Here is a 19,827-nt window from a genome sequence, read left to right as displayed (position 1 = left end):
TCCGAAACGCTTCAGAATGGCCTAGGCAGGGCTTCTCAGGTAAAACCTCGCCAGTCTCACCGCGAGAATAGGCTGACCAGCAGCGCCATGTTCTCCTCGATGGTCGGCAATCCCTTTTCAGCGTGAAGCTGGCCCTGGGCTTCCAGAAGAACGAGGCCGTGCATGGCGGCTAGCAGCAGGCTGGCGAGGCTCTTTGTCGGCGCATTGGGCAGAGCTTTCGCGCATTTGCATTCATCGACCAGTGCCATGATCTCAGCGAGACAGGCCGAGCTGCACGCCTGCAGATCAGGATTTTTCTGGGCAAGCGTCGGTGCGCCGAAAACCAGTCGATACCGCGACGGCCGCAGGCGACTGAACGCAATCAGGGCGCCGATGGCGGTCAGCAGTTTGACCTTGGGCGCCTGCTCCGACCCGCGTATGTCGGCGAAGTTGGTCGTAAGCGTCTCAAGGTCAGCGGCAGCGACGGCGGCCAGCAGGGCATCCCGGTTCGTGAAATGCTTGTAGGGGGCATTGTGCGAAACCCCGGCCGCATGACCGACGGCCCGCAGGGTGACGGCCTGTTCGCCGCCCTCATCCAGCAGGTTCGCCGCGGCCTGAATGAGCGTGTTACGGGTGCTCATTTCAGGCGCTCGGGCTCTTCGTCCGAGCCGACCCCCACCAGCTTTTTCGAATCGCGCCAGAGCGCCTGAGCCAGTTCCTCGTCGTATGACATCGCGGCCGAACGTCTCTCGCCAAGGACGCCGTCCTTCCACTGATAATAGCGCCCTGACCCGACATTCTTCGCGGTAGCGAGACCGGCAAGCGCATGGCCGGACTGGACCAGATCGCCGAGGGCTAGACCCATCCGCCGCATCAGCCAACGGACAGGCGGCGATCCGATCATTGCCCGCGCCGGTCCCGGCAGGTCCCTCAGCAACCCGGTTTCCGCAATGGCGCCCGGATCGTAGGCGATGGAGGAGATACCGAGACCCGCAGCCCTCAGCCGCCGGTGGAGCTCGTAGGCATGCAGCACGGTGCAGAGCTTAGAAGTTGTATAGCGCGTGCCTCCGGAGAGCGGTTTATTTCCGTCCAGTCCCGTCTTCGCCAAAGCGAATGCGTCCGGCCTTACCGCGCGGCCGATGAACTTGCCGTCGGCCGTATCGGGATCGTGCGTCCCGCTGGCGGTGAATACCACGCGACCATCCTCTTTGAGGCTATCGAGCAGCAACTGGATCAGCAGGAAATGGCCGAGATAATTGGTGGCGAAGGTCAGCTCATAGGCGTCCCCGGTGTAGGTGGGGTCGCCGCGGAATGTCGCTCCGGCATTGCACAGAATTGCCTGAAGCCGACTGATCGCGCCTCTTTCCATCATCTGGCGGCATTGCGCGGCTGCTGTGCGGACCGAGCCCAGCGACGAGACGTCCAACTCGACGGCGGCCACCTTCACGCCCGCGCCCGAGCGGATCGACGATGCAGCCGCTTCAAGCTTCGCAGGGTTCCGGCCTGCCAGAACCAGATCGATACCCTGTGTCGCCAGCCGCTTGACGCATTCGAAACCGATGCCGCTATGCCCGCCAGTGATCAAAATTGTCGACATGTACGGACCTTTTGGTTGATCTCGTCAACCAAATATAGACGAAGGTTGACGTCGTCAACCTGGGGCGGCGCGTTATCGGCTCTCAGGTCGAGTTGGCGCGAATGCATCGTCGCGGCTTTTGCTTATTACAATCCAATTATCGCTGTGGCTCGCCGGGGTGCTTCAGCCAAACATCCTCCGGGATTTCATTCATCAGACTCTTGCCGCTCGCGTAACGCCGGCCGAGCGTTTCGACGAAGCCTTCATAGCGCTTGCGGCCCTTCACCTGAGCTGCGGCCTGCTCGTCGTCGGGCAGTTGCGGTGTCACGGACAGCCAGAAACGGACGAACAATGTGAGCGCTTCGGTCGTCAGCCCGGTGTTACGCTCCAGCCGCTGGACTTGACGCGACAAGCGGTCGAGCCGCCGCGCGAACGCAGCCTCCATCCGATCGGCGCCATCCGGCGATAGGTAGGACGCCACTGCCGCCTCCACGATCGCCGAGCGCGAGATGCGCCGCCTGATAGCCAGCTCGTCGACCTGCTTGGCGAGCGCAGGCGGGAAGTAGACGTTGAGCCGGGTACGCATGGCAGCCTCCTACAATTCGATGCCGTCGCCCGGATCGAGCGACGCCTGACGCGCAATGCCCTGCATCCGGCGACGCACGGCCGCCTGCCGGGCCGCGTCGTCCTGCTCGTCGTCGACGATCGAAAACTCCTGCGCCGCAGGCGCCGGGGTTTCCGGCACGATGGCGACATGCTCGGGCAGCTCCGGTTCACGGCGCAGCCCGCCATTGGCGGCGTCCTCGGCGTCGCGGATGATCCGTGCGACCTGCTTCGGATCGGCGACGACCTGCCTCCCGGTCCAATCGTCAGGACGGATCGCAGCGGCCGGGGACGCTGGCGCCTGCATGATCCGCTCGGACAGGCGCCGGTCCTGAAAATAGCGCGCCTTCTTCGCGCGGATCGGATGGACGCCCGCCACCATGACGATCTCGTCGTCGGGCGGGAGCTGCATCACTTCGCCGGGGGTGAGGAGCTGGCGGGCGGTCTCTGACCGCGACACCATCAAATGCCCGAGCCAGGGCGAGAGACGATGCCCAGCATAATTCTTCATCGCCCGCATCTCGGTGGCGGTGCCGAGCGCGTCCGACACGCGCTTGGCGGTGCGCTCGTCGTTGGTGGCGAAGCTCACGCGGACATGGCAGTTGTCGAGGATCGCGTTGTTGGGGCCGTAAGCCTTCTCGATCTGATTGAGCGACTGCGCGATCAGGAACGCCTTGAGCCCGTAGCCCGCCATGAACGCCAGGGCGGACTCGAAGAAGTCGAGTCGGCCGAGCGCGGGAAACTCGTCTAGCATCAGCAACACGCGATGGCGGTTGCCCTTCGGGGTCAGCTCCTCGGTCAGCCGGCGCCCGATCTGGTTGAGAATGAGACGGATCAGCGGCTTGGTGCGCGAGATGTCGCTGGGCGGCACGACCAGATAGAGCGTCGCCGGGCGATCGCCCTCGACCAGATCCGATATGCGCCATTGGCAGGCCCGCGTGACGTGGGCGACGACGGGATCGCGGTAGAGGCCGAGGAACGACATGGCCGTGCTGAGCACGCCCGACCGCTCGTTGTCTGACTTGTTCAGCAGCTCCCGCGCGGCCGAGGCGACGACGGGATGCGCGCCGGCTTCGCCCAGGTGCGGCGTCGCCATCATCGCCGCGAGTGTCTGCTCGATCGTGCGCGCCGGATCGGACAGAAATCCCGCAACGCCGGCCAAGGTCTTGTCAGTCTCCGCATAGAGGACGTGGAGGATGGCGCCGACCAGCAGCGAGTGCGAGGTTTTTTCCCAGTGATTGCGGCGCTCGAGACTGCCTTCGGGGTCGACCAGCACATCCGCCGCATTCTGCACGTCGCGCACTTCCCACTGGCCTCGGCGCACCTCCAGTAGCGGATTGTAGGCGGCCGATGCGGCGTTGGTCGGATCGAACAACAGCACGCGGCCGTGCCGCGCCCGGAAGCCCGCCGTCAGCGTCCAGTTCTCGCCCTTGATGTCATGGACGATCGCCGAGGCCGGCCAGGTGAGGAGCGACGGCACGACCAACCCGACGCCCTTGCCGCTGCGGGTCGGCGCGAAACACAGCACATGCTCGGGGCCGTCGTGGCGGAGATAGTCGCGGGCGAGCTTGCCGAGCACCACGCCGTTCGGCCCGAGCAGCCCGGCGCTGCGAACCTCGCGCTCCGTCGCCCAGCGCGCAGACCCGTAGGTCTCTGCGTTTTTCAATTCACGCGCGCGCCAGACCGACATACCGATAGCGACGGCGATCGACACGAACCCGCCCGATGCGGCGATGAACGCCCCGGTCTTGAAGATGTCGGGCGCATAGGCGTCGAACGAGAACCACCACCAGAAGAAGGCGGGCGGCGGATAGACGGGCCACTCGCCGAGCACGAACCAAGGCGGCCCCAATTCCGGCTGATAAGCGAGCGCCGCGGCAGTCCATTGGGTCGCACCCCAGACCGCGGCGAGCACGATCAGGAACACGGTGATGACCTGGCCCCAGAGGATCTTGGTCGCGGACATAAATTCTCCTGTGGTTAGAGGCCAAGGCCGCGCTTGCGGCCGAGCGTCCAGTCGATGCCGCCGCCAGCGCGGACGATGCCGGACACCTGACGGCCGAGCTGCTGTTCAAGGGTGCTCGCCCACGGCACGAGCCGGAAGCCGAGCCCGTCGTCGATCATGGCGAAGCGGCCTGATGCGAGCGCGAGGCGTTGGCGCACGACGCCGGCGATCTTCTCGCCGGACGCAGCAAGGCGATAGGCAAGACCGGTCTCCCCCGCGATCTTCGCCCCAACCGCGTCCAGCTCGCGCTTGCGGAGCGTGTCGAGCATCCCGCGCTCGAACACCGTCCGCTCGCCGAAGCGGCGCGCCAGCCCTTCGCGGACAAGATGGTCGGTGCGCGCGTCCATCGCGCGGCGCACCTCGGCGCCGAACCCGCCGTCCGCAACGCTGGCGCCACGCTCGATCAGGCGATGGTCAAGCCAGGTCGCGCCGGGCGCTTTCACCTGCGCGGCAAGGTCTATGTCCGACCGCGTGGCGAGCACCAGCGTCGGCTTTTCCTCGCCGGGCCGGCCGACGCCGCGCAGCTCGACGATGCCGCCAAGCTTGGGGCTGTGTTCCAGCGCCTCGATGCCGGGCAGCCGAACATGGTGGGTGCGCCCGTCCGTGCCGTCGATCACGGCATAGGCGGTGCCGGTCAGCTCGTCGTGCAAGCCTTTGTCGATCAGCCGGCCGGCGATCGGTTTCTCGGGCGGGCCGCTGACAACGGCGTAGCTGTCGAGCGGCCGGTCCTGCCCGTGGTCTTTGAGCGCCGTGCCGATCGTGCGGATGATATCGCCGCGTGCGGCCAGCTCGCGCAGCTTGGCTTGCGCGCCCTCCGCCACCGCCCACTGTCCGGACTCGCCCTCGGCCGCGAGCCCCATCGTCTCCAGATGCTGCAAGCGGCCGATCATCAGCCGGCGGCGCGGCGGATCGTCCGGGCCGGAGCGCTCGGGGCGTAGGTCGATCACGCCCAGCTCGTCGGCGGAACGCTGGATCTCGGTATCGAGCCGGGTCCAGCGTTCCGCCGTCACCTCACGGTCGAGCGCGCGCTGCACCTCATGTTCGGGCTTCGGCCCAAGCTCGGCGAAGGCCAGATCTTGCGCGCGCGAACGGAGATTGTGGCTGATGTAGTCGCGGGAGATGACGAGATCGGCGCCCTGATCGGTAACGCCGCGCACGAGCAGATGGACGTGCGGGTTGTCGGTGTTCCAGTGATCGACCGCGACCCAATCGAGCCGCGTCCCAAGGTCCACCTCCATCTGCCGCATGAGGTCGCGCATGTATTCGCGCAGGTCGGTCAGCTCGGCGGCGTCCTCGGGCGACACGATGACCCGGAAATGATGCCGGTCATCCTTGCACCGTTCGGCGAAACCGCGATCGTCGGCGTTGTCGCCAGCCGCGTCGAACATGCGGGTCGGCGAGCCGTCGCGGGTGACGCCTTCGCGCTTCAGATAGGCGACGTGTGCGGACAGTGGCGCCGAGCGCCGGGCGCCCCGGCTGCGGGTGGTCACGGGCAGCATCTTGACCATGACGCGCCGGCCCGAGCCGAACACGCGGCTGCGGGCGAACGCGGTGCGTCCCCGCCCGAAGGTCGATTGTGCACCCCGGCGCGCGCCGATGGCGCCGCCGCGCCGGCCGCCGCTGTGGATCGCGGCAACGCGCAGCACCTCGGCGACCAGGCCGCGCGCGTTGCGGCCCTGCGCCTTGCTGCGCTTGGCCTTGCCCGGCCGGACGCGGAACTCGCTGTCTTCGCTCACGGCCGGGCCGCCATCGGCCGAAAATGGCCTGTGGTGCCATTCGAGGCGTTGTTTTTGCTGGCTTTTCCCTTCCGCGCGGCACGCGCGCCGACCGACGCCCCCGCGTGAAGCCACGGAAAAGCCTCGGCTTTTCGGCTGAACGGGGCGCTGCTTATATCTTGCCCTCGTCTGTCCCTGCCGTTTTCCTCCTCCCCAGCCACTTTGCTGCTTCGGACGGATGAAGGGAGCGACTGGCCGATCATTGCGGTCGGCCCGCGCGGGCGCGGGACACGAACAGTGTGTCGCGCGCCACATTCGGCGACGGATCGGGCGTGCGACCGCCGTCAGATTCTACGCTGCCCGAGGGCGTTTCCGGCGCGGTTTCGCCGCTGCCGGACTGCACGCCAACTGCATCTGATGCGGCGCTCCCCGTGCGGACAAACAACGCGGCGCGACGCCAGGCGAACGGATCAGGCGGCACGCTTACCGCCACCTCCACAGCGCCCGATCCGCCAGTGATCGGCGCGAGCTGGGCGAGATAGCCGACCGTCTCGGCAGGCAGCGGACGGCCGCGCGACACGAAGTCGTCGTAGCGGCCCGGTCCCGCATTATAGGCCGCCAGCATCGCGCTGGCGTTGCCGTAGCGGTCGTACATCTCGCGCAGATAGGCCGCGCCCGCCATGATGTTGTCGCGCACGTCGAACGGATTGGTCCCGAGGCCGTGACGTGCGCGAAGGCCGGCCCAGGTCGCGGGCATGATCTGCATCAGGCCCATTGCTCCGGCTCGCGAGACTGCGCGAGAATTGCCGCCGCTCTCGACGCGCATAACCGCCCAGATCCAAGCCTCGGGGATGCCGAACCGCCGTGCAGCATCGGCGACATGATCCGCGTATGGATGGACGGCCGATAATCGCGCGGCCGGCATCTCCTGCGCCATCACCGGGACAGACAGAGCGGTGCCGGACAACAGCACGACGGCGAGCGCCACCGCAGATCCAACTCCGCTCCGCCGCCAGCCTGCCAGCGTGCTCGCTGCGGTAAAGGGTGCGCGCGAAGCGCCGGCCGTTGGCCGCCCTTGACCTGCGCTGTGCGCGCCGGCCGGCCTGCGACCGAGCGGGACGGAGGGATGAGACGGTCTCCCCGCGAACACAGGGATGAGGATCGAACGCATCAGATCAGTCCTGCTCGCGCGACTTCGGCTGACGGTTCCAGCGCAGCGACCACGCCGATTTGTCGCCCGTGTTCTGGAACAGCGCGGCGCGGAGCGGCTGCGCAAAGGCCGGATCGTCGATGTGCAGCGAGACGTAATCGCCGGCGCGTTCACCGCTTTCGTTCCAGCCGGCGCCGATCTCCGGCCCTTCGCCGCTGTCGCCACGGTGGACGCGCCAGTCCGGCGCCTTCTCGGCATCGCTCTGCTCGGCGGGAACGATGGAAATGCGGATGTCGAGCGTCGCCGTCTCGATGATGCCTTCGTAGCCGTTGGTGGTGCGGAAGAAGCTGCCGATCTGCATGATGATCTCCTGTGGGGTTGGCAGTTGGGAAAGCGGGTCAGCGCCAGGTGAGCGGCGCATTGGGGGTGTCGCGGGTGAGGATCGGCGTGGCGCGGCCGAGCACGGTCGAGGCCGGCAACGGGCCGAAATAGCGGCCGTCCATGCTGTCGGCGTGATCGGGATTGAGCATCAACAGCTCGCGGGCGCGCAGCGTGCGGCAGCCCTGCCAGACCGGCAGCGGCCGACCTCGTCCGTCACGCGCCAGGGCAACGGCGACCGGCCGGGCATCGACGCTCACGACGGCGCCGATCCGGCACACAAACTGCCCCGGCTTGGCCGCGACATGCTTCAACAACGGCACACGCTCACCGAGATAGCCGCGCTCGGCCAGCCACCACGCGAGCGGCGCGGGCGGCGTGACGGCGACCAGCGTGCCGACGGAGGGATCGCGGTCTGGTTCTATTCGGTAGAGGCCGAGCGGTGCGCTGGCGCTGGCGTTCCAGATGACACGCGGCAGCGGGTTGAGGGCGGCGACGGCGGTGAACGACACGGCGAACAGCGACGCGGCGGAAGCCGTCGCGATGGTCCATCCACGGCGGGTCATCCTTCGATCTCCCGGCGCTTGAGCCAAGCGCGGTGGCGCTCGATCGTGTAGAGCCGCGGCTGATGTCCGGCGGCGATGCGGTTGTGAACGTGCCGCCAATGATCAGGCGCGGCGTCGCAAGGATCAACGCCGGCTGCCTCGGTCGCGTCGATCGCGGCGAGAACTTGGCTAACCTTGGGCCATCCCTCGATCTTGAGCAGGATGTCGCCGCCAGGCCGCACGAACGGCAGCGTCGTGAAGGACTCCCCGGTGCCGACCGCGCGCACGATGTCGATGCGCGAGCTGACCGTGCCATAGTCATTCGCCGCCCAGCGGACGAACGCGAAGATGGCGCCGGGACGGAAGCGAACGGTGCGGCGGCGACGGTCCATGATCTCGTCCACGGCGACGCGGCCGAACCGGATCCAGTGCTCGATCCGCTTCTCGATCCAGGTCAGCTCGACGCGCGTCATGCCGTCATCGGAAGGCTGGCGGTGGCGTATAGGTGACGGCGACCCGCTCATCGCCGGCTCCGCGCGATGGCCGAATTCGCGCGCGGCATGAGATCGTTCTGCCCCGGATCGGAGGTCGAGTGCTTGATGCCGATGTCGGCCCAGGCGCGCAGGTCATCGACCGAATAGACGACGCGGCCGCCGATCCGCCGGTAGGCCGGGCCGGTCCCGAAATAGCGGTGCTTCTCAAGCGTGCGTCCCGAGAGGCCAAGAAAGCGCGCGGCCTCCGGCGTGCGCAGGAAGCGAGGCGGCAGGTTGGTGGGCGTATCGGACAAGTGACGGCTCCTGCGGGCGGTGGCGGCGGGAGACGTAATTGTCAGATCGGAGGCGGCCGGGTGGGGTATGAAGATGTGCGGTTGCACGGATGCGACCACCCCCTGCGGGGCGTCGCCGGAGGAGAACGGTCAGCGGATACGGAGCAGTTTGCGGTAGTCGCCGTTCATCATCGCGATGCCGTCGCGGACCAGCCGCACCACGAACGAGCGCGAAGCGGACATTTTCCAGTCGCTCGCGGACAATCGCGCTGCCTCGTCGCGCCCCAGCGCGATGGCGATCTCGCGATAGGTCGCACCACCGTCGCGCAGGTCGAGCGCGCGGAGCATAAGGTCGAGCCGCGCAAGCCGGTAGGCGGTCAGCGGCCAGCCACGCGGCAGCGGACCCGCCGCGCGACCGAGCAGACGGCGGTGGAAGCGCAGCAGGCTGGCGATGCGTGTGAGGAAATCCTTGTCGAGCGGGATGACAGCAGCGAGCGGCCGGCCGGGCGTCGGGTCGCGCAGCCACAGCCGATGCTCTCCGGCTGCATCGGCGACAATGACATGGCGTCCATCGATCCCGGCCAAGTCGGCGAGCAACGCGCCGAGCGCGCGTGGATCGATCGGGCCGGCGGTCTCGTATCCCTCCGGCGCGGCGTCCAGAATGACCGTGACAGCGGTCAGCTCCGGGCGCCAGACGACCGGCTCTGACAGGTCATCCGGCGCCGTGGCGAAAGGATAACCCCCAGCGCCGCGCGAACGCCGCTTCGGCAGCGTCCTTCGCGACGGCGCCGCTCGCGATGCGCTGCTGCATCTGCGTGTGTTCGGCGCGGTAGGTGCGGTTTCGCCGAAGGAATTCGGCAGCTATGTCGGCGCGTCCGAGCGCGTCGGACAAACCGCCGGCGCGTCGCGGGCGCCGACGCTGGGGCGTCGGCATTGCATCCTCCCAACCGCGTTTCGAGCGGATTTCAGGAAGTTCAGCGTCACCTGTGAAATATCGGGCGAATAGCGCGAAGGCTGCGCTCAATCATGCCGCGAAAGCCGTGCCAGAGATGAACGAATGCAACCGAATGGGATTGAAATCTTAACGTTTTAACGGTCGTTCGCATCCGAGCAGATGGGCATAGCCAACCTCGGTCATCCATCGCGCTCGCGCAAGATGACTGTCGTGCATTGTTTTTGCCCGGCGCGGTTCGGCGGCCGCGTCGATGCCGAGAATACAGGCGGCGGTTTCGCGCCAGTCTGCGCCTTCTTCGTCGGCGTCGAGCAGGCGCAAATAATCGGTGAGATGGCTTTCGTCATAGGCGGTGAGCTGCGATATGTTCGGCGCGCGATCCGCGAATTGGCTGGTGCTCATGGCGCTCCCGTCATGTTTTTCGTTAACAAAACTAGACCAAATACGGACGTCAAATAGGCGCAAGTCTTGCATCGTTCGCTGCACCTTTGGCAGCGATGAGGCGGTGCGAAGCTGTCGATACACCTTATATGAGATAAACCGCATAGTGTGTATCGTCCAGCTTGCCGCGCATGGATATGCGCCGCCTCGTGGGACTGAACTTCGCCAGACTGAGGAAGGAGAAGGGCTTTACCCAGGAGCGCTTTGCCGAGACGTCAGGTTTTACCCAGCAATATGTCAGTGATCTTGAACGGGGTCGCCGTAATCCAACGGTTGTGACCTTGTTTCATCTGGCCTCCCCACTAGGCGTCACGCCGGCTGATCTACTCGCCGAAGCTGACCAGTCCGAAACCAACTAACCACATCCCTTTAGATCGCGAACCGGCGTTAGCCCGGCGAGCGCACTTCATGCGGCCGCGCGGACCTTCGGCACGCGCGGCCGCCGCCGATCCGGTGCAGCGGATCGGCGCGAAAACGGCAAAGCCGCAGGGCCGGAAACTCCGGCCCTGCGGCAGCTATGGTCAGGCCGCTTTGAGGTGCTGCATCCCTTCGGCGAGCGTCCAAAGTGCGCGGTTGAGCGTCACATTCTGGTCGATGCCGTTGATCGCGCGGGTCTGCGCACGGCGGATACGGCCCTCGGCGTTGCGCTTGCGGCCCTGCAACCCACCGCGAACGACATTCTCCTGAATGACGTTGAAGGTGGTCCACAGGCTGCGGTCCACATCCTCGCGGCGGCGCGGCTCGATGATCTGCTCGGGCCGCAATGGACTTTCATCGTCGCCATAGCGGGCGACAAGGCTCACCTCTGCTAGCAAACGGCGTTCGTCCTCGGAAAGACGAACCTCTTTCATTGCCTCGCTTGCGTCGATCAGGCGGGGGAAGTCCTCGGCGACGGTATAGACGCCTTCGATAATGTCGTGCTCGATATTGCCCTTGTGTGGAACGCGGACCTCCTCGAACCGCTCGCCCGCAATCATGGAATTGGTGCAGACGAAGCGCAGCATCCCGGCGAACATCTGGTAGGCGCTCGTCCCGTCATGGCTGTTCACGATGATGACTTCGGCGGCCTCTGGTTTTCCGATTCCCTCGTCACGACGAAGGCGCAGCATGTGTTTCGCATGGCCGTGGCGCGAGCCGTCGCGTGGAACCGACTGGACGGCGAAAAACGGGAACCATCCTTCCCGGCGCAGCCCCTCCACGATGTCGATGGTGGGGACATAGACGTAGCGATCTGAACGGCTGTCGTGCGCCTCGCGGGCGAAGATGGACGGGACGTGCCGATACAGCGCCTCGTTGTCGAGCGGCTCCCGGCCGCTGATCTGATGGGCATTGCGGCCGAACCGAGTGGCAAGCTGGTAGTGCATTTTGGCCTCCTTGGGCTTGGGTTTCCGCGCAGCGGAGCGCCGCGCTGAAACCCTGCCCGTCGGCGAGACCGGGGGTGCAACCGGAGTGGGCAGCTTCGCGGGGAACCGGCTGCACGGAACGCGCAGCGTGGAGGAAGCTGGGCGGAAGCCGCTCCGAAGGGCGCTGGGGGCGGCGCCCCAAGCACCTCTGACAACATGCCGGGCCGACTGGCCCGTCCGCTTTGACAACCGGCGAAAAAAGCGCACGAAGGCACCCCGCTCCAATGGAGCGGGGTGCCGTGTCGGGGTCAGCGGGACCAGATCAGCGCGTATTCGCCAGCGCTCTCGGTCTCGGAAAGAGTGGCGTAGATCGGCGCCGGGAAGGCGGGATCGTCCAGCTTGACCGAGATGTAGTCGCGGTTCTCGCGGCTGGTCTTCTTCCATCCCGCGCCGCACTCGACGGAGCCGACCGCGAGGCGGTAGTCGGGGGCTTTCTCGCTCTCCTTCTCGATCGGCCGGAGAGTGGCCTTGGCGTTAAGAGTGAGGGTCTTGATGGTTCCGGTGAAGGAGCCGTTGCCCGCCTGGGTGAAGGTGCCGATGGTCGCCATGTCAAAGTTCCTTTCGCTCTCGGGCCACGACCGCCGCGGCCTCGATGGCGATCGGTGAAGCGGGGATGATCGGACGCGCACCGCTTGCGGCCGGAGCGCAGCGGAGGATGGCGACGCGCGGCTTTTTTGTTTCGCGATGCAAAGCCGAAGGCGGCGGAAAAAAGCCGCGCGTCGCCGTTGCGCCAAGCCGATCAAGGCGAAGCCGGCCCCGGTTAGATCAAGCCAATCGAGAGGCCGCGCAGTCGCGGGCGAAGTGGTAACAGGCGATAATAGCGAACCGGCACCCATCCCGCAGCGGGAGATGATCCACCAGAACCTTCAGACGTTTTCTCACGGCATCGGCTGTCCGCCTCCGCGCGACGATGGCGGCATGCACAACTCTGTCATTGCTTGCCGAACGATCTGCAAGCCCCCGGAAATTTCAAGACCGGCTAGAATCGCAGCAACGATAATGTCGGGCCAAGCCGTAGTGCCGCACACGCCGAGCGCCACCATCACGGCGATGTAGCCGGTGGCATCATGCTTTTCGAGGGCGCACCTGCCGCATTGACTATCCCATATTACGAATATATCCGTAGGATCGTTGATTCGTCAGGAGCAATCCCATGAAGCGTATCCATCTGCACGTCAGCGTGCCCAATCTCGCGCAGTCCATCCAGTTCTACGAGACGCTGTTCGGCGCCGCTCCGGCCGTCGTGAAGGATGACTATGCCAAGTGGATGCTCGACGATCCGAAGGTCAACTTCGCAATCTCCGAGCGAGCGCGCGAGACGGGGATCGACCATATCGGTATCCAGGTGGATAGCACCGAGGAGTTGGGCGAGTTGGCGGGTCGCCTGAAAACGGCGGGTGCCGAGACGTTCGACCAGGAAGCGACCACCTGTTGCTACGCCCAGTCCGACAAGAGCTGGGTCCACGATCCGGCGGGCGTGCGCTGGGAAACCTTCTTCACCTTCGGCGAGGCGACCAGTTACGGCGAGGATGAAGTGCTGCCGGAACCGGCTTCCGGTGCCTGCTGCGGCCCGGTCGTGGCGCCGGCCAAGGCGTGCTGCTGATGGACGCACACGCTGCCGTTGCGGCACTCTCCGCGCTCGCCCATCCCGGCCGTCTCGATGTGTTCCGCCTGCTGGTGCGCGCCGGGAAGGACGGCATGGCCTCGGGCGAGATCGCGCGGGCGACCGGTCATGTCCCACAGACGCTCTCGGGCAACCTCAACATTCTCGGCCACTCCGGACTCATCTCGTCGCGGCGCGAAGGCCGCTCGATCATCTACACGGCCAATTATGATCGCATGACTGGCCTGCTTGGCTTCCTCATGGAGGATTGCTGCGCGGGCAAACCCGAAATCTGCGCGCCGCTGGCCGATGTTGTCGCCAAGGCCGTCTGCTGCCAACCCGGAGCTGTTCAATGACGACACGCATTTTCAACGTGCTGTTCCTCTGCACCGGCAATTCGGCGCGCTCGATTCTCGCCGAAAGCGCGATGAACAAGCTCGGCGAAGGCCGCTTCCGCGGCTTCTCGGCTGGCAGCTTCCCCAAGGGCGCGATCAACCCCGATGCCCTCGCGCTGCTCGAACGTATTGGCTACCCGACCGAGGGCTTGCGCTCGAAAAGCTGGGAGGAGTTTTCCAGGCCCGACGCGCCGCAGATGGATTTCGTATTCACCGTCTGCGATGACGCGGCCGGCGAAACCTGCCCGATTTGGCCCGGCCATCCGATGACGGCGCATTGGGGCATCGAAGATCCGAGTCATGTCGAGGGCAACGCGATGGAGCGCGAGCGCGCGTTCGTGACGGCGCTGCGCTATCTGGAAAACCGGATCAAGCTGTTCACTGCCCTGCCGTTCGACCAGCTCGACACGATGGCCCTGAAAGCGCATGTCCAGGAGATCGGACAGAGCGAAGGCGCCAGCAGCCGGCGCGGGGATGCCGCATGATCCGGCTCCACGGCTGATCGCCCGCGCCATGACCACCGCTCCGCTCGCCGCCGCCGCGACGGCCCGTCCCGGCATTTCTTTCTTCGAGCGCTACCTGAGCCTGTGGGTGGCTCTCTGCATCGTCGTCGGTATCGCGCTCGGCCATGCGCTCCCCGGCCTGTTCGGCGCCATCGCGTCGGCCGAGGTCGCGCGCGTCAATCTCGTGGTCGCGCTGCTGATCTGGCTGATGATCGTGCCGATGCTCCTCAAGATCGACTTCGGCGCGCTCGGAAGCGTTCGACAGCATTGGAAGGGCGTCGGCGTCACCCTGTTCATCAACTGGGCGGTCAAGCCCTTCTCGATGGCGCTGCTTGGGACATTGTTCATCGGCTGGCTGTTCACGCCGCTGCTACCGGCAGGGGAAATTTCCTCCTACATCGCCGGGCTGATCCTGCTCGCCGCAGCGCCCTGCACGGCGATGGTATTCGTGTGGTCGAACCTGTGCGACGGCGAGCCGAACTATACGCTGAGCCAGGTGGCGCTGAACGATCTCATCATGGTGTTCGCCTTCGCGCCGCTGGTCGGGCTGCTGCTCGGCGTCGCCTCGATCACGGTGCCGTGGGAAACGCTGCTGCTATCGGTCGGTCTCTACATCGTCGTGCCGGTGATCGTGGCGCAGCTCGTGCGGCGGCGCGCGCTGGCGATCGGCGGACAGGCCGGGCTCGACCGACTGCTGTCGCGTCTCGGTCCGGTCTCGCTAGTCGCCCTGCTGGCGACGCTGGTGTTGTTGTTCGGATTCCAGGGCGAAGCGATCATCGCGCAACCGCTGGTGATCGCGTTGTTGGCCGTCCCCATTCTGATCCAGGTCTATTTCAACGCGGGGCTGGCCTATTGGCTAAGCCGCCGGTTCGGCGTGGCGTGGTGCGTGGCGGCACCGGCCGCGCTGATCGGCGCATCCAATTTCTTCGAGTTGGCGGTGGCGGCGGCGATCTCGCTGTTCGGCCTCCAGTCCGGGGCGGCGCTTGCTACCGTCGTCGGTGTGCTGGTCGAGGTGCCGGTGATGCTATCGGTGGTCGCTATCGTGAAGCGCACGCGCGGTTGGTATGAGCAAGGCGCGGTGGTGTCCCGTCCATAGCGAGCCGGGCCTTGGCCCGGCGAGCGCGTGGCCTGCATAGCATAGAGGGCCGCGCCCAAGAGGGCGCGGCCGAAATTTTGGGAGCAAGGCCGGGACCGTCAGCACGGCCCCGACCCCTGCCGCTATTCGGCGGCGACAGCGTAGGACGCTTCACTGTCTTCCGCTTCGGACGGCTGCTCCACCGCCTCGGCATCCTCGCCCTCGACCGTCGCGGGCTGCACTGCCTCCGGCCGCGGAGTCCGCAACACGGCGGGAAGCCAGCCGGTCCCGGCTAGAAGCTGCTCGGCGGCCTGCGCCATGTCCGGCTTCTTCATGTCCGCGATACGGCGGGCGGCGTCGTCCGACACGCCTTCGGTGACGGCCTCAACGATATGCGCCTTGGTGACACGGCCAAGATAACTGTCCACCGTGGGCGTCCAGTCCTTCGCCGCGTCCAGCGCCAACGCGCTCGCCAGCCGGTCGGCGGTTTGCAGCGTCCGGGGCTTGCGGTCCCACGGCAGCCGCAGGGCGTTGACGGTGCGAGCCGCGCAATGCGCCAGCAGCGCAATCCGCTTCGCCTCGTCCAGCCCGACGATGAAGCCCCACAGGTCCGCCACGTCGCGCGGCATCCGCTCGGCCCATGCCTCGTGCTGCTCGCTCGCCCGCGCGGCCAGCGGCGTATCCTCGATCCCGTCCGCATGGCTCCCCAAGGGGGTCACGGTCGGACGAACTTCAAGGCAACCGGCCTCCGCATAGCTGTAGAACAGTTGTGCGGTGAGCGTGTGGGTCAGCGCGATCAGCGCCATATCGGGCTGCTCGGCCAGCGCCACGCGGAGCGCCAACGTCCGCTGAGCGGACAGGTCGCGGGTGAGGCTGTCGGAAATCGGCTTGCCCGGTTCCTCGTCCTCATCGGCATCCTGCACGTCCTCGTCACCGTCGTCCGGCTGTTCGTCCTCTCCGATCTCCGGGGCGGTCGCGTCGCCTTCTTCCGGCTCCGGCTGGGGGTCCGCCAACGCCTCGTCCTCGGCCCGCACAAACCCACGCTCGACCCGAACGCTGCCGTTATGATGCAGCACGACGAACGCCCCGCCATGCGCGATCACATCGGCGTCGTAGGCGGAACGCTTGGCCGCAATCACGTCGATCTCGTCGGATACCGCCTCCAGCTTCGCCGCCGTGTCCTCGGGCATTTCGTCATAGGACGAATAGCCTTCGGCCAGTTCGTCATATTCGGCAGACAGCGCCTCCAGCCGCGCCTCGTCCTCGTCGGACAGGGCGACGGACTGCGGATAGAAGCGCCGCATCCCGTGGGCGTGAGGATAGTCGATATGGGCCTCGACCCATTTCCAGCCCTCGGCCTGCACCTCGCCCGCAATCTCGCGCAGCTTTTCGGTCGCGAGCATATCGAGCAAACCCGCATCCTCGAAGAACCCGCCCCGGTCCTCGCTGAACAGGTCACGGATGATATTGCCGCCCGCCTCGACATAGGCGTCGGCCCCGACGAACACCGCGCGCCGGTCGGCGGCGGGCACGTTGGCGGCGGTCATATCGCGCCGAATGATCCACGGCTCGCGATTATGGTGCAACCCCTCGAAAACCTGCTCTTGCCGGGCATGGTCCTCGGAAATCCCGAAGGCCATCAACTGGTCCAAGGTCAGGCCATCCTCGCGATAGACCTGCAACAGCTTCGGGCTGACAGCGCCCAAACGTAGCCGCTGCTTCACCACGCCTGCCGACACGCCGAACCGCGCGCCGATCTCTTCCGCGCCCCATCCCTTATCGCGTGAAAGCTCCGCAAACCGCTCGAACTGGTCGGCGGGGTGCATCGGGGTGCGCGTGACGTTTTCGTCAAGGCTGACCTCGGAAGGGTCGTTCTGCGTATCCAACCAGCAGCGCACCGGCTCGGACTTCCTGATCTGCTTACGCTTGGCGCGCAACAACATCGCCAGCCTGCGGCCTTCGCCTGCGGTCACGAAATAGGCGCCGGTCGGCGTCCCGTCGTCTTTGACCTCCGGCTCCACGACAAGGTTCTGGATTAACCCCTTGTGCTGGATCGAAGCGGCCAGCGCCTCGATGGCGGCCTCCCCATGCGGCACCTTGCGGGCATTGCGCGGGGACTTCTTGAGCTTGGCGAGCGGCACGAAGATTTCGACGCCCGACACAGGCTCGACGGCTACGGTTTCGGTAACGGCGTTCATCACACTTCTCCTAAAAAACCGCACTCACCCCGGAATGGGGTGGGCGGCGAAGAAGCGACCGGCAGGCCCGCCGGCGGAGCCGGGCAGCATCCGTAAGGACCGGAACGCAGAGGAGGTAAGCGCGCCTGCGCGCGTTGCGGCCCGGCGCGGCGGGCCTAAAGGGAAGCGTCGCCCACCCCATCGACGGGGAGAGAACGACCAAATGCGATCGGGCGGCGCAGCCCGGCCCGATCTCCGCAGTCCGAAAAGACCCCAATCCGCGCGACGGATTGCCCGAACGGCGCGCAAGCGCCACCCCGCCATGCTGATCGTCACCCGACAGGGACGAGACCCGACGGGGCTCGGTCGGAGCGCAGCGGAGATAGAGCGGCGGTCCCGCAGGGAGGCGTCACATCCTCTGAACTTGCTTTTCCAGCCGATTTCGATTATATTTTAATCGGACTGATATCAGGTGATGAACATGGCTACCGAGACGAAAGTATTGACCGCACACGTCCCATTGCACCTCGCGGAAAAGGTCGAAGCGATGGCTTCGCGGCTTGAACGCTCGCGCGGCTGGGTGATGAAGCAGGCGCTCGCCGCGTGGGTCGATCAGGAGGAAGAGCGTCACAGGATGACGCTCGAAGCGCTGGAAGATGTCGATGCCGGGCGTGTGATCGACCATCAGGCGGTGCGCGCATGGGCGGACAGCCTCGGCACCGACAAGCCGCTGCCGCCGCCTTCAGCATGAGGATCAAGTGGACCGGCAAGGCGTCCTCGGATCTGGTGCGGCTGCACGAACATCTGCGCCCGGTCGCCCCGGAGGCGGCGGCGCGGGTCGTGCAGCAGCTCTCGCGGGCACCGGATCGGCTGCTCGACTATCCCCGGATCGGCGAGAAGCTGGATGCCTACGAACCGCGCGAAGTTCGGCGCATCATCGTGGGCAACTACGAGCTGCGCTACGAGATCGCGGACGCGACGATCTTCATCCTGCGCCTGTGGCATTGCCGCGAGGAGCGCAGCTTCGAGTCGGACGACTGACGATGAGGACGGCCGCACGGAACGCTACGATGCAGCGCGCCGCCCTTCGCCCCTATCTGCGCTTCGCCGCGACAGATGATTTGCATGAGGCACGGAGGCGACGCAGCCTGTCGGGATGGCCCTTGCCCGCAAAGTCCATCGTTGCACCAGTCGCCGCCGGGCGGAATGCCCGGACGACCTGTTCGACTATGCCGCGCTGCCGGTCGGCGGCGTCCGTCCCTGCGCGGGGCGAAGTCCGAAGGACGATCTTTCGACCTGGATCGTCACCGACGACTGGCCCGACCCTGTGCCGGTCACGAGTGGGGAAGTGGATGTGTTTGAGGCATGGTTCGGCGACGTTTTCGACGAGCTGTTCGGGCCGTGCCGATGATGTGAGGAGTTCGCTGCCATGACCGTGCCGCTGCGCGCCGCCCTCTACCTGCGCGTCTCGACGGCGCGGCAGGCCGAGCATGACGTGTCGATCCCCGATCAGCGCAAACAGGGCGAAGCCTATTGCCTGTCGCGGGGACTGGAACTGGTCGATACCTTCGTGGAGGCGGGGGCATCCGCCACCAATGATCGCCGACCCGAGTTCCAGCGGATGATCGAGGCCGGGACGAGTAAGCCCGCACCCTTCGACGTGGTAGTCGTGCACAGCTTCTCTCGCTTCTTCCGCGACCATTTCGAGCTGGAGTTCTACGTCAGAAAGCTCGCCAAGAACGGCGTCAAGCTGCTGTCGATCACCCAGGAAATGGGCGACGATCCGATGCACGTCATGATGCGGCAGATCATGGCGCTGTTCGACGAATATCAGTCGAAGGAGAATGCGAAGCACGTCCTGCGCGCGCTCAAGGAAAATGCGCGTCAAGGCTTCTGGAACGGCTCACTGCCGCCGATCGGCTACCGCGTCGTCGATGCCGAGCAGCGCGGCGCGAAGATGAAGAAGAAGCTGGAGATCGACCCGATCCATGCCGACACGGTGCGGCTGGCGTTCAAGCTGGCGCTGGAAGGCGACGGCACGTCCGGCCCGATGGGCGTGAAGTCGATCACCAAGCACCTCAACGAGCGCCGCATCTTCACGCGCGACGGGGGCCGCTGGGGCATCGGCACGGTCCATCGGATGCTGACCCGGCCGACCTATATCGGGCGTCACGAGTTCAACAAGCGCGGCAAGAGCAAGGAATTGAAGCCCGCCGAGGAAGTGATCGCGGTGGAGGTTCCGCCGATCATCGACCAGCCGACTTTCGACGCGGTGCAGGCGCATTTGAAGGCGCGCAATCCGAAGATCGCCCATCCGCAGGTCGTCGGCGGTCCGACGCTGCTGACGGGGCTGATCCATTGCGGGAAGTGCGGCGGCGCAATGACGATTCGCACCGGGAAGGGCGGCCGCTATCGCTACTACACCTGTTCGATGAGGGCGCGGCAGGGTGCGACCGCCTGCGAGGGCATGACCGTTGCGATGGAGCGGCTGGACGATCTGGTCGCAAACTATCTGGCCGAACGGTTGCTCGATCCCGATCGATTGGAGGACGTGCTGGCCG

The 19,827-nt window shown here is 66.1% G+C and carries 23 protein-coding genes and 1 pseudogene; 8 read left to right on the top strand and 16 right to left on the bottom strand.

Annotated elements, in window-relative coordinates; translation table 11 throughout:
- Nucleotides 1–56 precede the first annotated feature (56 nt).
- From GGQ90_RS16990 to GGQ90_RS16930, 13 genes are all read right to left on the bottom strand, one after another.
- On the bottom strand, nucleotides 57–620 hold the full coding sequence (locus GGQ90_RS16990) for a TetR/AcrR family transcriptional regulator (protein WP_188083185.1): 564 nt from the start codon (nucleotides 618–620) through the stop codon (nucleotides 57–59).
- A complete protein-coding gene (locus tag GGQ90_RS16985; RefSeq protein ID WP_188083184.1) occupies nucleotides 617–1,576 on the bottom strand; it encodes an SDR family NAD(P)-dependent oxidoreductase in 960 nt (319 codons plus the stop codon). The genes GGQ90_RS16990 and GGQ90_RS16985 overlap by 4 nt, the downstream gene beginning before the upstream one ends.
- Before the next feature lie 136 nt (nucleotides 1,577–1,712).
- Nucleotides 1,713–2,141 carry a ribbon-helix-helix domain-containing protein gene (locus tag GGQ90_RS16980; RefSeq protein ID WP_188083183.1) on the bottom strand — a complete coding sequence of 143 codons (429 nt, stop codon included), beginning with the start codon at nucleotides 2,139–2,141 and terminating at the stop codon, nucleotides 1,713–1,715.
- 9 nt (nucleotides 2,142–2,150) lie between these two features.
- Entirely contained in the window at nucleotides 2,151–4,124 is a 1,974-nt protein-coding gene (locus tag GGQ90_RS16975) for a conjugal transfer protein TraG (protein ID WP_188083182.1), read from the bottom strand.
- Between the two features lie 14 nt (nucleotides 4,125–4,138).
- Nucleotides 4,139–5,899, bottom strand: coding sequence for a DUF3363 domain-containing protein (locus GGQ90_RS16970; protein WP_188083181.1), 1,761 nt, complete (start codon nucleotides 5,897–5,899; stop codon nucleotides 4,139–4,141).
- A 238-nt stretch (nucleotides 5,900–6,137) separates the two neighbouring features.
- Nucleotides 6,138–6,866, bottom strand: a complete 729-nt coding sequence (locus GGQ90_RS16965) for a lytic transglycosylase domain-containing protein (protein WP_380766689.1) — start codon at nucleotides 6,864–6,866, stop codon at nucleotides 6,138–6,140.
- A 187-nt stretch (nucleotides 6,867–7,053) separates the two neighbouring features.
- Entirely contained in the window at nucleotides 7,054–7,389 is a 336-nt protein-coding gene (locus GGQ90_RS16960) for a DUF736 domain-containing protein (RefSeq protein WP_223178306.1), read from the bottom strand.
- Nucleotides 7,390–7,426: 37 nt separating this feature from the next.
- The gene (locus GGQ90_RS16955) at nucleotides 7,427–7,972 is read right to left on the bottom strand and encodes a S26 family signal peptidase (protein ID WP_188083179.1); all 546 of its coding nucleotides are present in this window, start codon (nucleotides 7,970–7,972) and stop codon (nucleotides 7,427–7,429) included.
- Nucleotides 7,969–8,475, bottom strand: a complete 507-nt coding sequence (locus GGQ90_RS16950; RefSeq protein WP_188083178.1) for a DUF2840 domain-containing protein — start codon at nucleotides 8,473–8,475, stop codon at nucleotides 7,969–7,971. The genes GGQ90_RS16955 and GGQ90_RS16950 overlap by 4 nt, the downstream gene beginning before the upstream one ends.
- Entirely contained in the window at nucleotides 8,472–8,738 is a 267-nt protein-coding gene (locus GGQ90_RS16945; protein WP_188083177.1) for a helix-turn-helix transcriptional regulator, read from the bottom strand. The genes GGQ90_RS16950 and GGQ90_RS16945 overlap by 4 nt, the downstream gene beginning before the upstream one ends.
- A gap of 129 nt (nucleotides 8,739–8,867) precedes the next feature.
- Nucleotides 8,868–9,377 (bottom strand): DUF2285 domain-containing protein, encoded by a 510-nt coding sequence (locus tag GGQ90_RS16940; RefSeq protein ID WP_425506119.1) that lies wholly within the window; start codon nucleotides 9,375–9,377, stop codon nucleotides 8,868–8,870.
- A 52-nt stretch (nucleotides 9,378–9,429) separates the two neighbouring features.
- Nucleotides 9,430–9,651, bottom strand: a complete 222-nt coding sequence (locus tag GGQ90_RS16935) for a transcriptional regulator domain-containing protein (RefSeq protein ID WP_188083176.1) — start codon at nucleotides 9,649–9,651, stop codon at nucleotides 9,430–9,432.
- 147 nt (nucleotides 9,652–9,798) lie between these two features.
- Nucleotides 9,799–10,143, bottom strand: a complete 345-nt coding sequence (locus tag GGQ90_RS16930) for a DNA -binding domain-containing protein (protein ID WP_425506118.1) — start codon at nucleotides 10,141–10,143, stop codon at nucleotides 9,799–9,801.
- 98 nt (nucleotides 10,144–10,241) lie between these two features.
- On the opposite strand from GGQ90_RS16930, the gene GGQ90_RS16925 reads away from it, so the two are divergent.
- A complete protein-coding gene (locus tag GGQ90_RS16925; RefSeq protein WP_133494649.1) occupies nucleotides 10,242–10,469 on the top strand; it encodes a helix-turn-helix domain-containing protein in 228 nt (75 codons plus the stop codon).
- Between the two features lie 162 nt (nucleotides 10,470–10,631).
- On the opposite strand, the gene GGQ90_RS16920 is transcribed toward GGQ90_RS16925, so the two are convergent.
- Entirely contained in the window at nucleotides 10,632–11,474 is an 843-nt protein-coding gene (locus GGQ90_RS16920; protein ID WP_188083175.1) for a DUF932 domain-containing protein, read from the bottom strand.
- Nucleotides 11,475–11,761: 287 nt separating this feature from the next.
- Entirely contained in the window at nucleotides 11,762–12,061 is a 300-nt protein-coding gene (locus GGQ90_RS16915; protein ID WP_188083174.1) for a DUF736 domain-containing protein, read from the bottom strand.
- A gap of 605 nt (nucleotides 12,062–12,666) precedes the next feature.
- Between GGQ90_RS16915 and GGQ90_RS16910 the strand changes: the two genes are divergently transcribed.
- The 4 genes from GGQ90_RS16910 to arsB are packed head-to-tail and all read left to right on the top strand — an operon-like array spanning nucleotide 12,667 to nucleotide 15,110.
- Nucleotides 12,667–13,116, top strand: coding sequence for an ArsI/CadI family heavy metal resistance metalloenzyme (locus GGQ90_RS16910; RefSeq protein WP_188083173.1), 450 nt, complete (start codon nucleotides 12,667–12,669; stop codon nucleotides 13,114–13,116).
- Nucleotides 13,116–13,472, top strand: a complete 357-nt coding sequence (locus tag GGQ90_RS16905) for an ArsR/SmtB family transcription factor (RefSeq protein WP_188083172.1) — start codon at nucleotides 13,116–13,118, stop codon at nucleotides 13,470–13,472. Before GGQ90_RS16910 ends, GGQ90_RS16905 begins: the two co-directional genes overlap by 1 nt.
- Complete coding sequence (locus tag GGQ90_RS16900) at nucleotides 13,469–13,996, top strand: arsenate reductase ArsC (protein WP_188083171.1); 528 nt, start codon at nucleotides 13,469–13,471, stop codon at nucleotides 13,994–13,996. Before GGQ90_RS16905 ends, GGQ90_RS16900 begins: the two co-directional genes overlap by 4 nt.
- A 28-nt stretch (nucleotides 13,997–14,024) precedes the next feature.
- On the top strand, nucleotides 14,025–15,110 hold the full coding sequence (gene arsB / locus GGQ90_RS16895; protein WP_188083275.1) for an ACR3 family arsenite efflux transporter: 1,086 nt from the start codon (nucleotides 14,025–14,027) through the stop codon (nucleotides 15,108–15,110).
- A gap of 122 nt (nucleotides 15,111–15,232) precedes the next feature.
- Here the strand turns inward: arsB and GGQ90_RS16890 are convergent, their stop codons facing one another.
- Nucleotides 15,233–17,287, bottom strand: coding sequence for a ParB/RepB/Spo0J family partition protein (locus GGQ90_RS16890; RefSeq protein ID WP_188083170.1), 2,055 nt, complete (start codon nucleotides 17,285–17,287; stop codon nucleotides 15,233–15,235).
- Nucleotides 17,288–17,747: 460 nt separating this feature from the next.
- Here GGQ90_RS16890 and GGQ90_RS16885 point away from each other — a divergent pair, with 460 nt between their 5' ends.
- The 3 genes and pseudogenes from GGQ90_RS16885 to GGQ90_RS29355 form a co-directional block, all read left to right on the top strand.
- The gene (locus GGQ90_RS16885) at nucleotides 17,748–18,017 is read left to right on the top strand and encodes a CopG family ribbon-helix-helix protein (protein ID WP_188083169.1); all 270 of its coding nucleotides are present in this window, start codon (nucleotides 17,748–17,750) and stop codon (nucleotides 18,015–18,017) included.
- Nucleotides 18,014–18,307 (top strand): type II toxin-antitoxin system RelE/ParE family toxin, encoded by a 294-nt coding sequence (locus GGQ90_RS16880; RefSeq protein WP_021691169.1) that lies wholly within the window; start codon nucleotides 18,014–18,016, stop codon nucleotides 18,305–18,307. Before GGQ90_RS16885 ends, GGQ90_RS16880 begins: the two co-directional genes overlap by 4 nt.
- Before the next feature lie 388 nt (nucleotides 18,308–18,695).
- Nucleotides 18,696–19,721, top strand: a pseudogene (locus tag GGQ90_RS29355) (recombinase family protein); the annotation flags it as partial.
- Nucleotides 19,722–19,827: the final 106 nt, after the last annotated feature.

It is taken from the genome of Sphingobium scionense (genome assembly GCF_014197035.1).
In the GTDB taxonomy this organism is placed as follows: domain Bacteria; phylum Pseudomonadota; class Alphaproteobacteria; order Sphingomonadales; family Sphingomonadaceae; genus Sphingobium; species Sphingobium scionense.
The sequence above is the reverse complement of the archived record's forward strand: the minus strand, read 5'-3'. Positions and strand labels throughout refer to the sequence as shown.

Coding starts and splice junctions, on each gene's coding strand:
- GGQ90_RS16920 (WP_188083175.1), bottom strand. CDS start 11,474: ATGCACTACCAGCTTGCCACTCGGTTCGGCCGCAATGCCCATCAGATC.
- GGQ90_RS16935 (WP_188083176.1), bottom strand. CDS start 9,651: ATGCCGACGCCCCAGCGTCGGCGCCCGCGACGCGCCGGCGGTTTGTCC.
- GGQ90_RS16910 (WP_188083173.1), top strand. CDS start 12,667: ATGAAGCGTATCCATCTGCACGTCAGCGTGCCCAATCTCGCGCAGTCC.
- GGQ90_RS16930 (WP_425506118.1), bottom strand. CDS start 10,143: ATGCAAGACTTGCGCCTATTTGACGTCCGTATTTGGTCTAGTTTTGTT.
- GGQ90_RS16925 (WP_133494649.1), top strand. CDS start 10,242: ATGGATATGCGCCGCCTCGTGGGACTGAACTTCGCCAGACTGAGGAAG.
- arsB (WP_188083275.1), top strand. CDS start 14,025: ATGACCACCGCTCCGCTCGCCGCCGCCGCGACGGCCCGTCCCGGCATT.
- GGQ90_RS16990 (WP_188083185.1), bottom strand. CDS start 620: ATGAGCACCCGTAACACGCTCATTCAGGCCGCGGCGAACCTGCTGGAT.
- GGQ90_RS16900 (WP_188083171.1), top strand. CDS start 13,469: ATGACGACACGCATTTTCAACGTGCTGTTCCTCTGCACCGGCAATTCG.
- GGQ90_RS16890 (WP_188083170.1), bottom strand. CDS start 17,287: ATGAACGCCGTTACCGAAACCGTAGCCGTCGAGCCTGTGTCGGGCGTC.
- GGQ90_RS16950 (WP_188083178.1), bottom strand. CDS start 8,475: ATGAGCGGGTCGCCGTCACCTATACGCCACCGCCAGCCTTCCGATGAC.
- GGQ90_RS16905 (WP_188083172.1), top strand. CDS start 13,116: ATGGACGCACACGCTGCCGTTGCGGCACTCTCCGCGCTCGCCCATCCC.
- GGQ90_RS16885 (WP_188083169.1), top strand. CDS start 17,748: ATGGCTACCGAGACGAAAGTATTGACCGCACACGTCCCATTGCACCTC.
- GGQ90_RS16960 (WP_223178306.1), bottom strand. CDS start 7,389: ATGCAGATCGGCAGCTTCTTCCGCACCACCAACGGCTACGAAGGCATC.
- GGQ90_RS16985 (WP_188083184.1), bottom strand. CDS start 1,576: ATGTCGACAATTTTGATCACTGGCGGGCATAGCGGCATCGGTTTCGAA.
- GGQ90_RS16880 (WP_021691169.1), top strand. CDS start 18,014: ATGAGGATCAAGTGGACCGGCAAGGCGTCCTCGGATCTGGTGCGGCTG.
- GGQ90_RS16915 (WP_188083174.1), bottom strand. CDS start 12,061: ATGGCGACCATCGGCACCTTCACCCAGGCGGGCAACGGCTCCTTCACC.
- GGQ90_RS16975 (WP_188083182.1), bottom strand. CDS start 4,124: ATGTCCGCGACCAAGATCCTCTGGGGCCAGGTCATCACCGTGTTCCTG.
- GGQ90_RS16980 (WP_188083183.1), bottom strand. CDS start 2,141: ATGCGTACCCGGCTCAACGTCTACTTCCCGCCTGCGCTCGCCAAGCAG.
- GGQ90_RS16955 (WP_188083179.1), bottom strand. CDS start 7,972: ATGACCCGCCGTGGATGGACCATCGCGACGGCTTCCGCCGCGTCGCTG.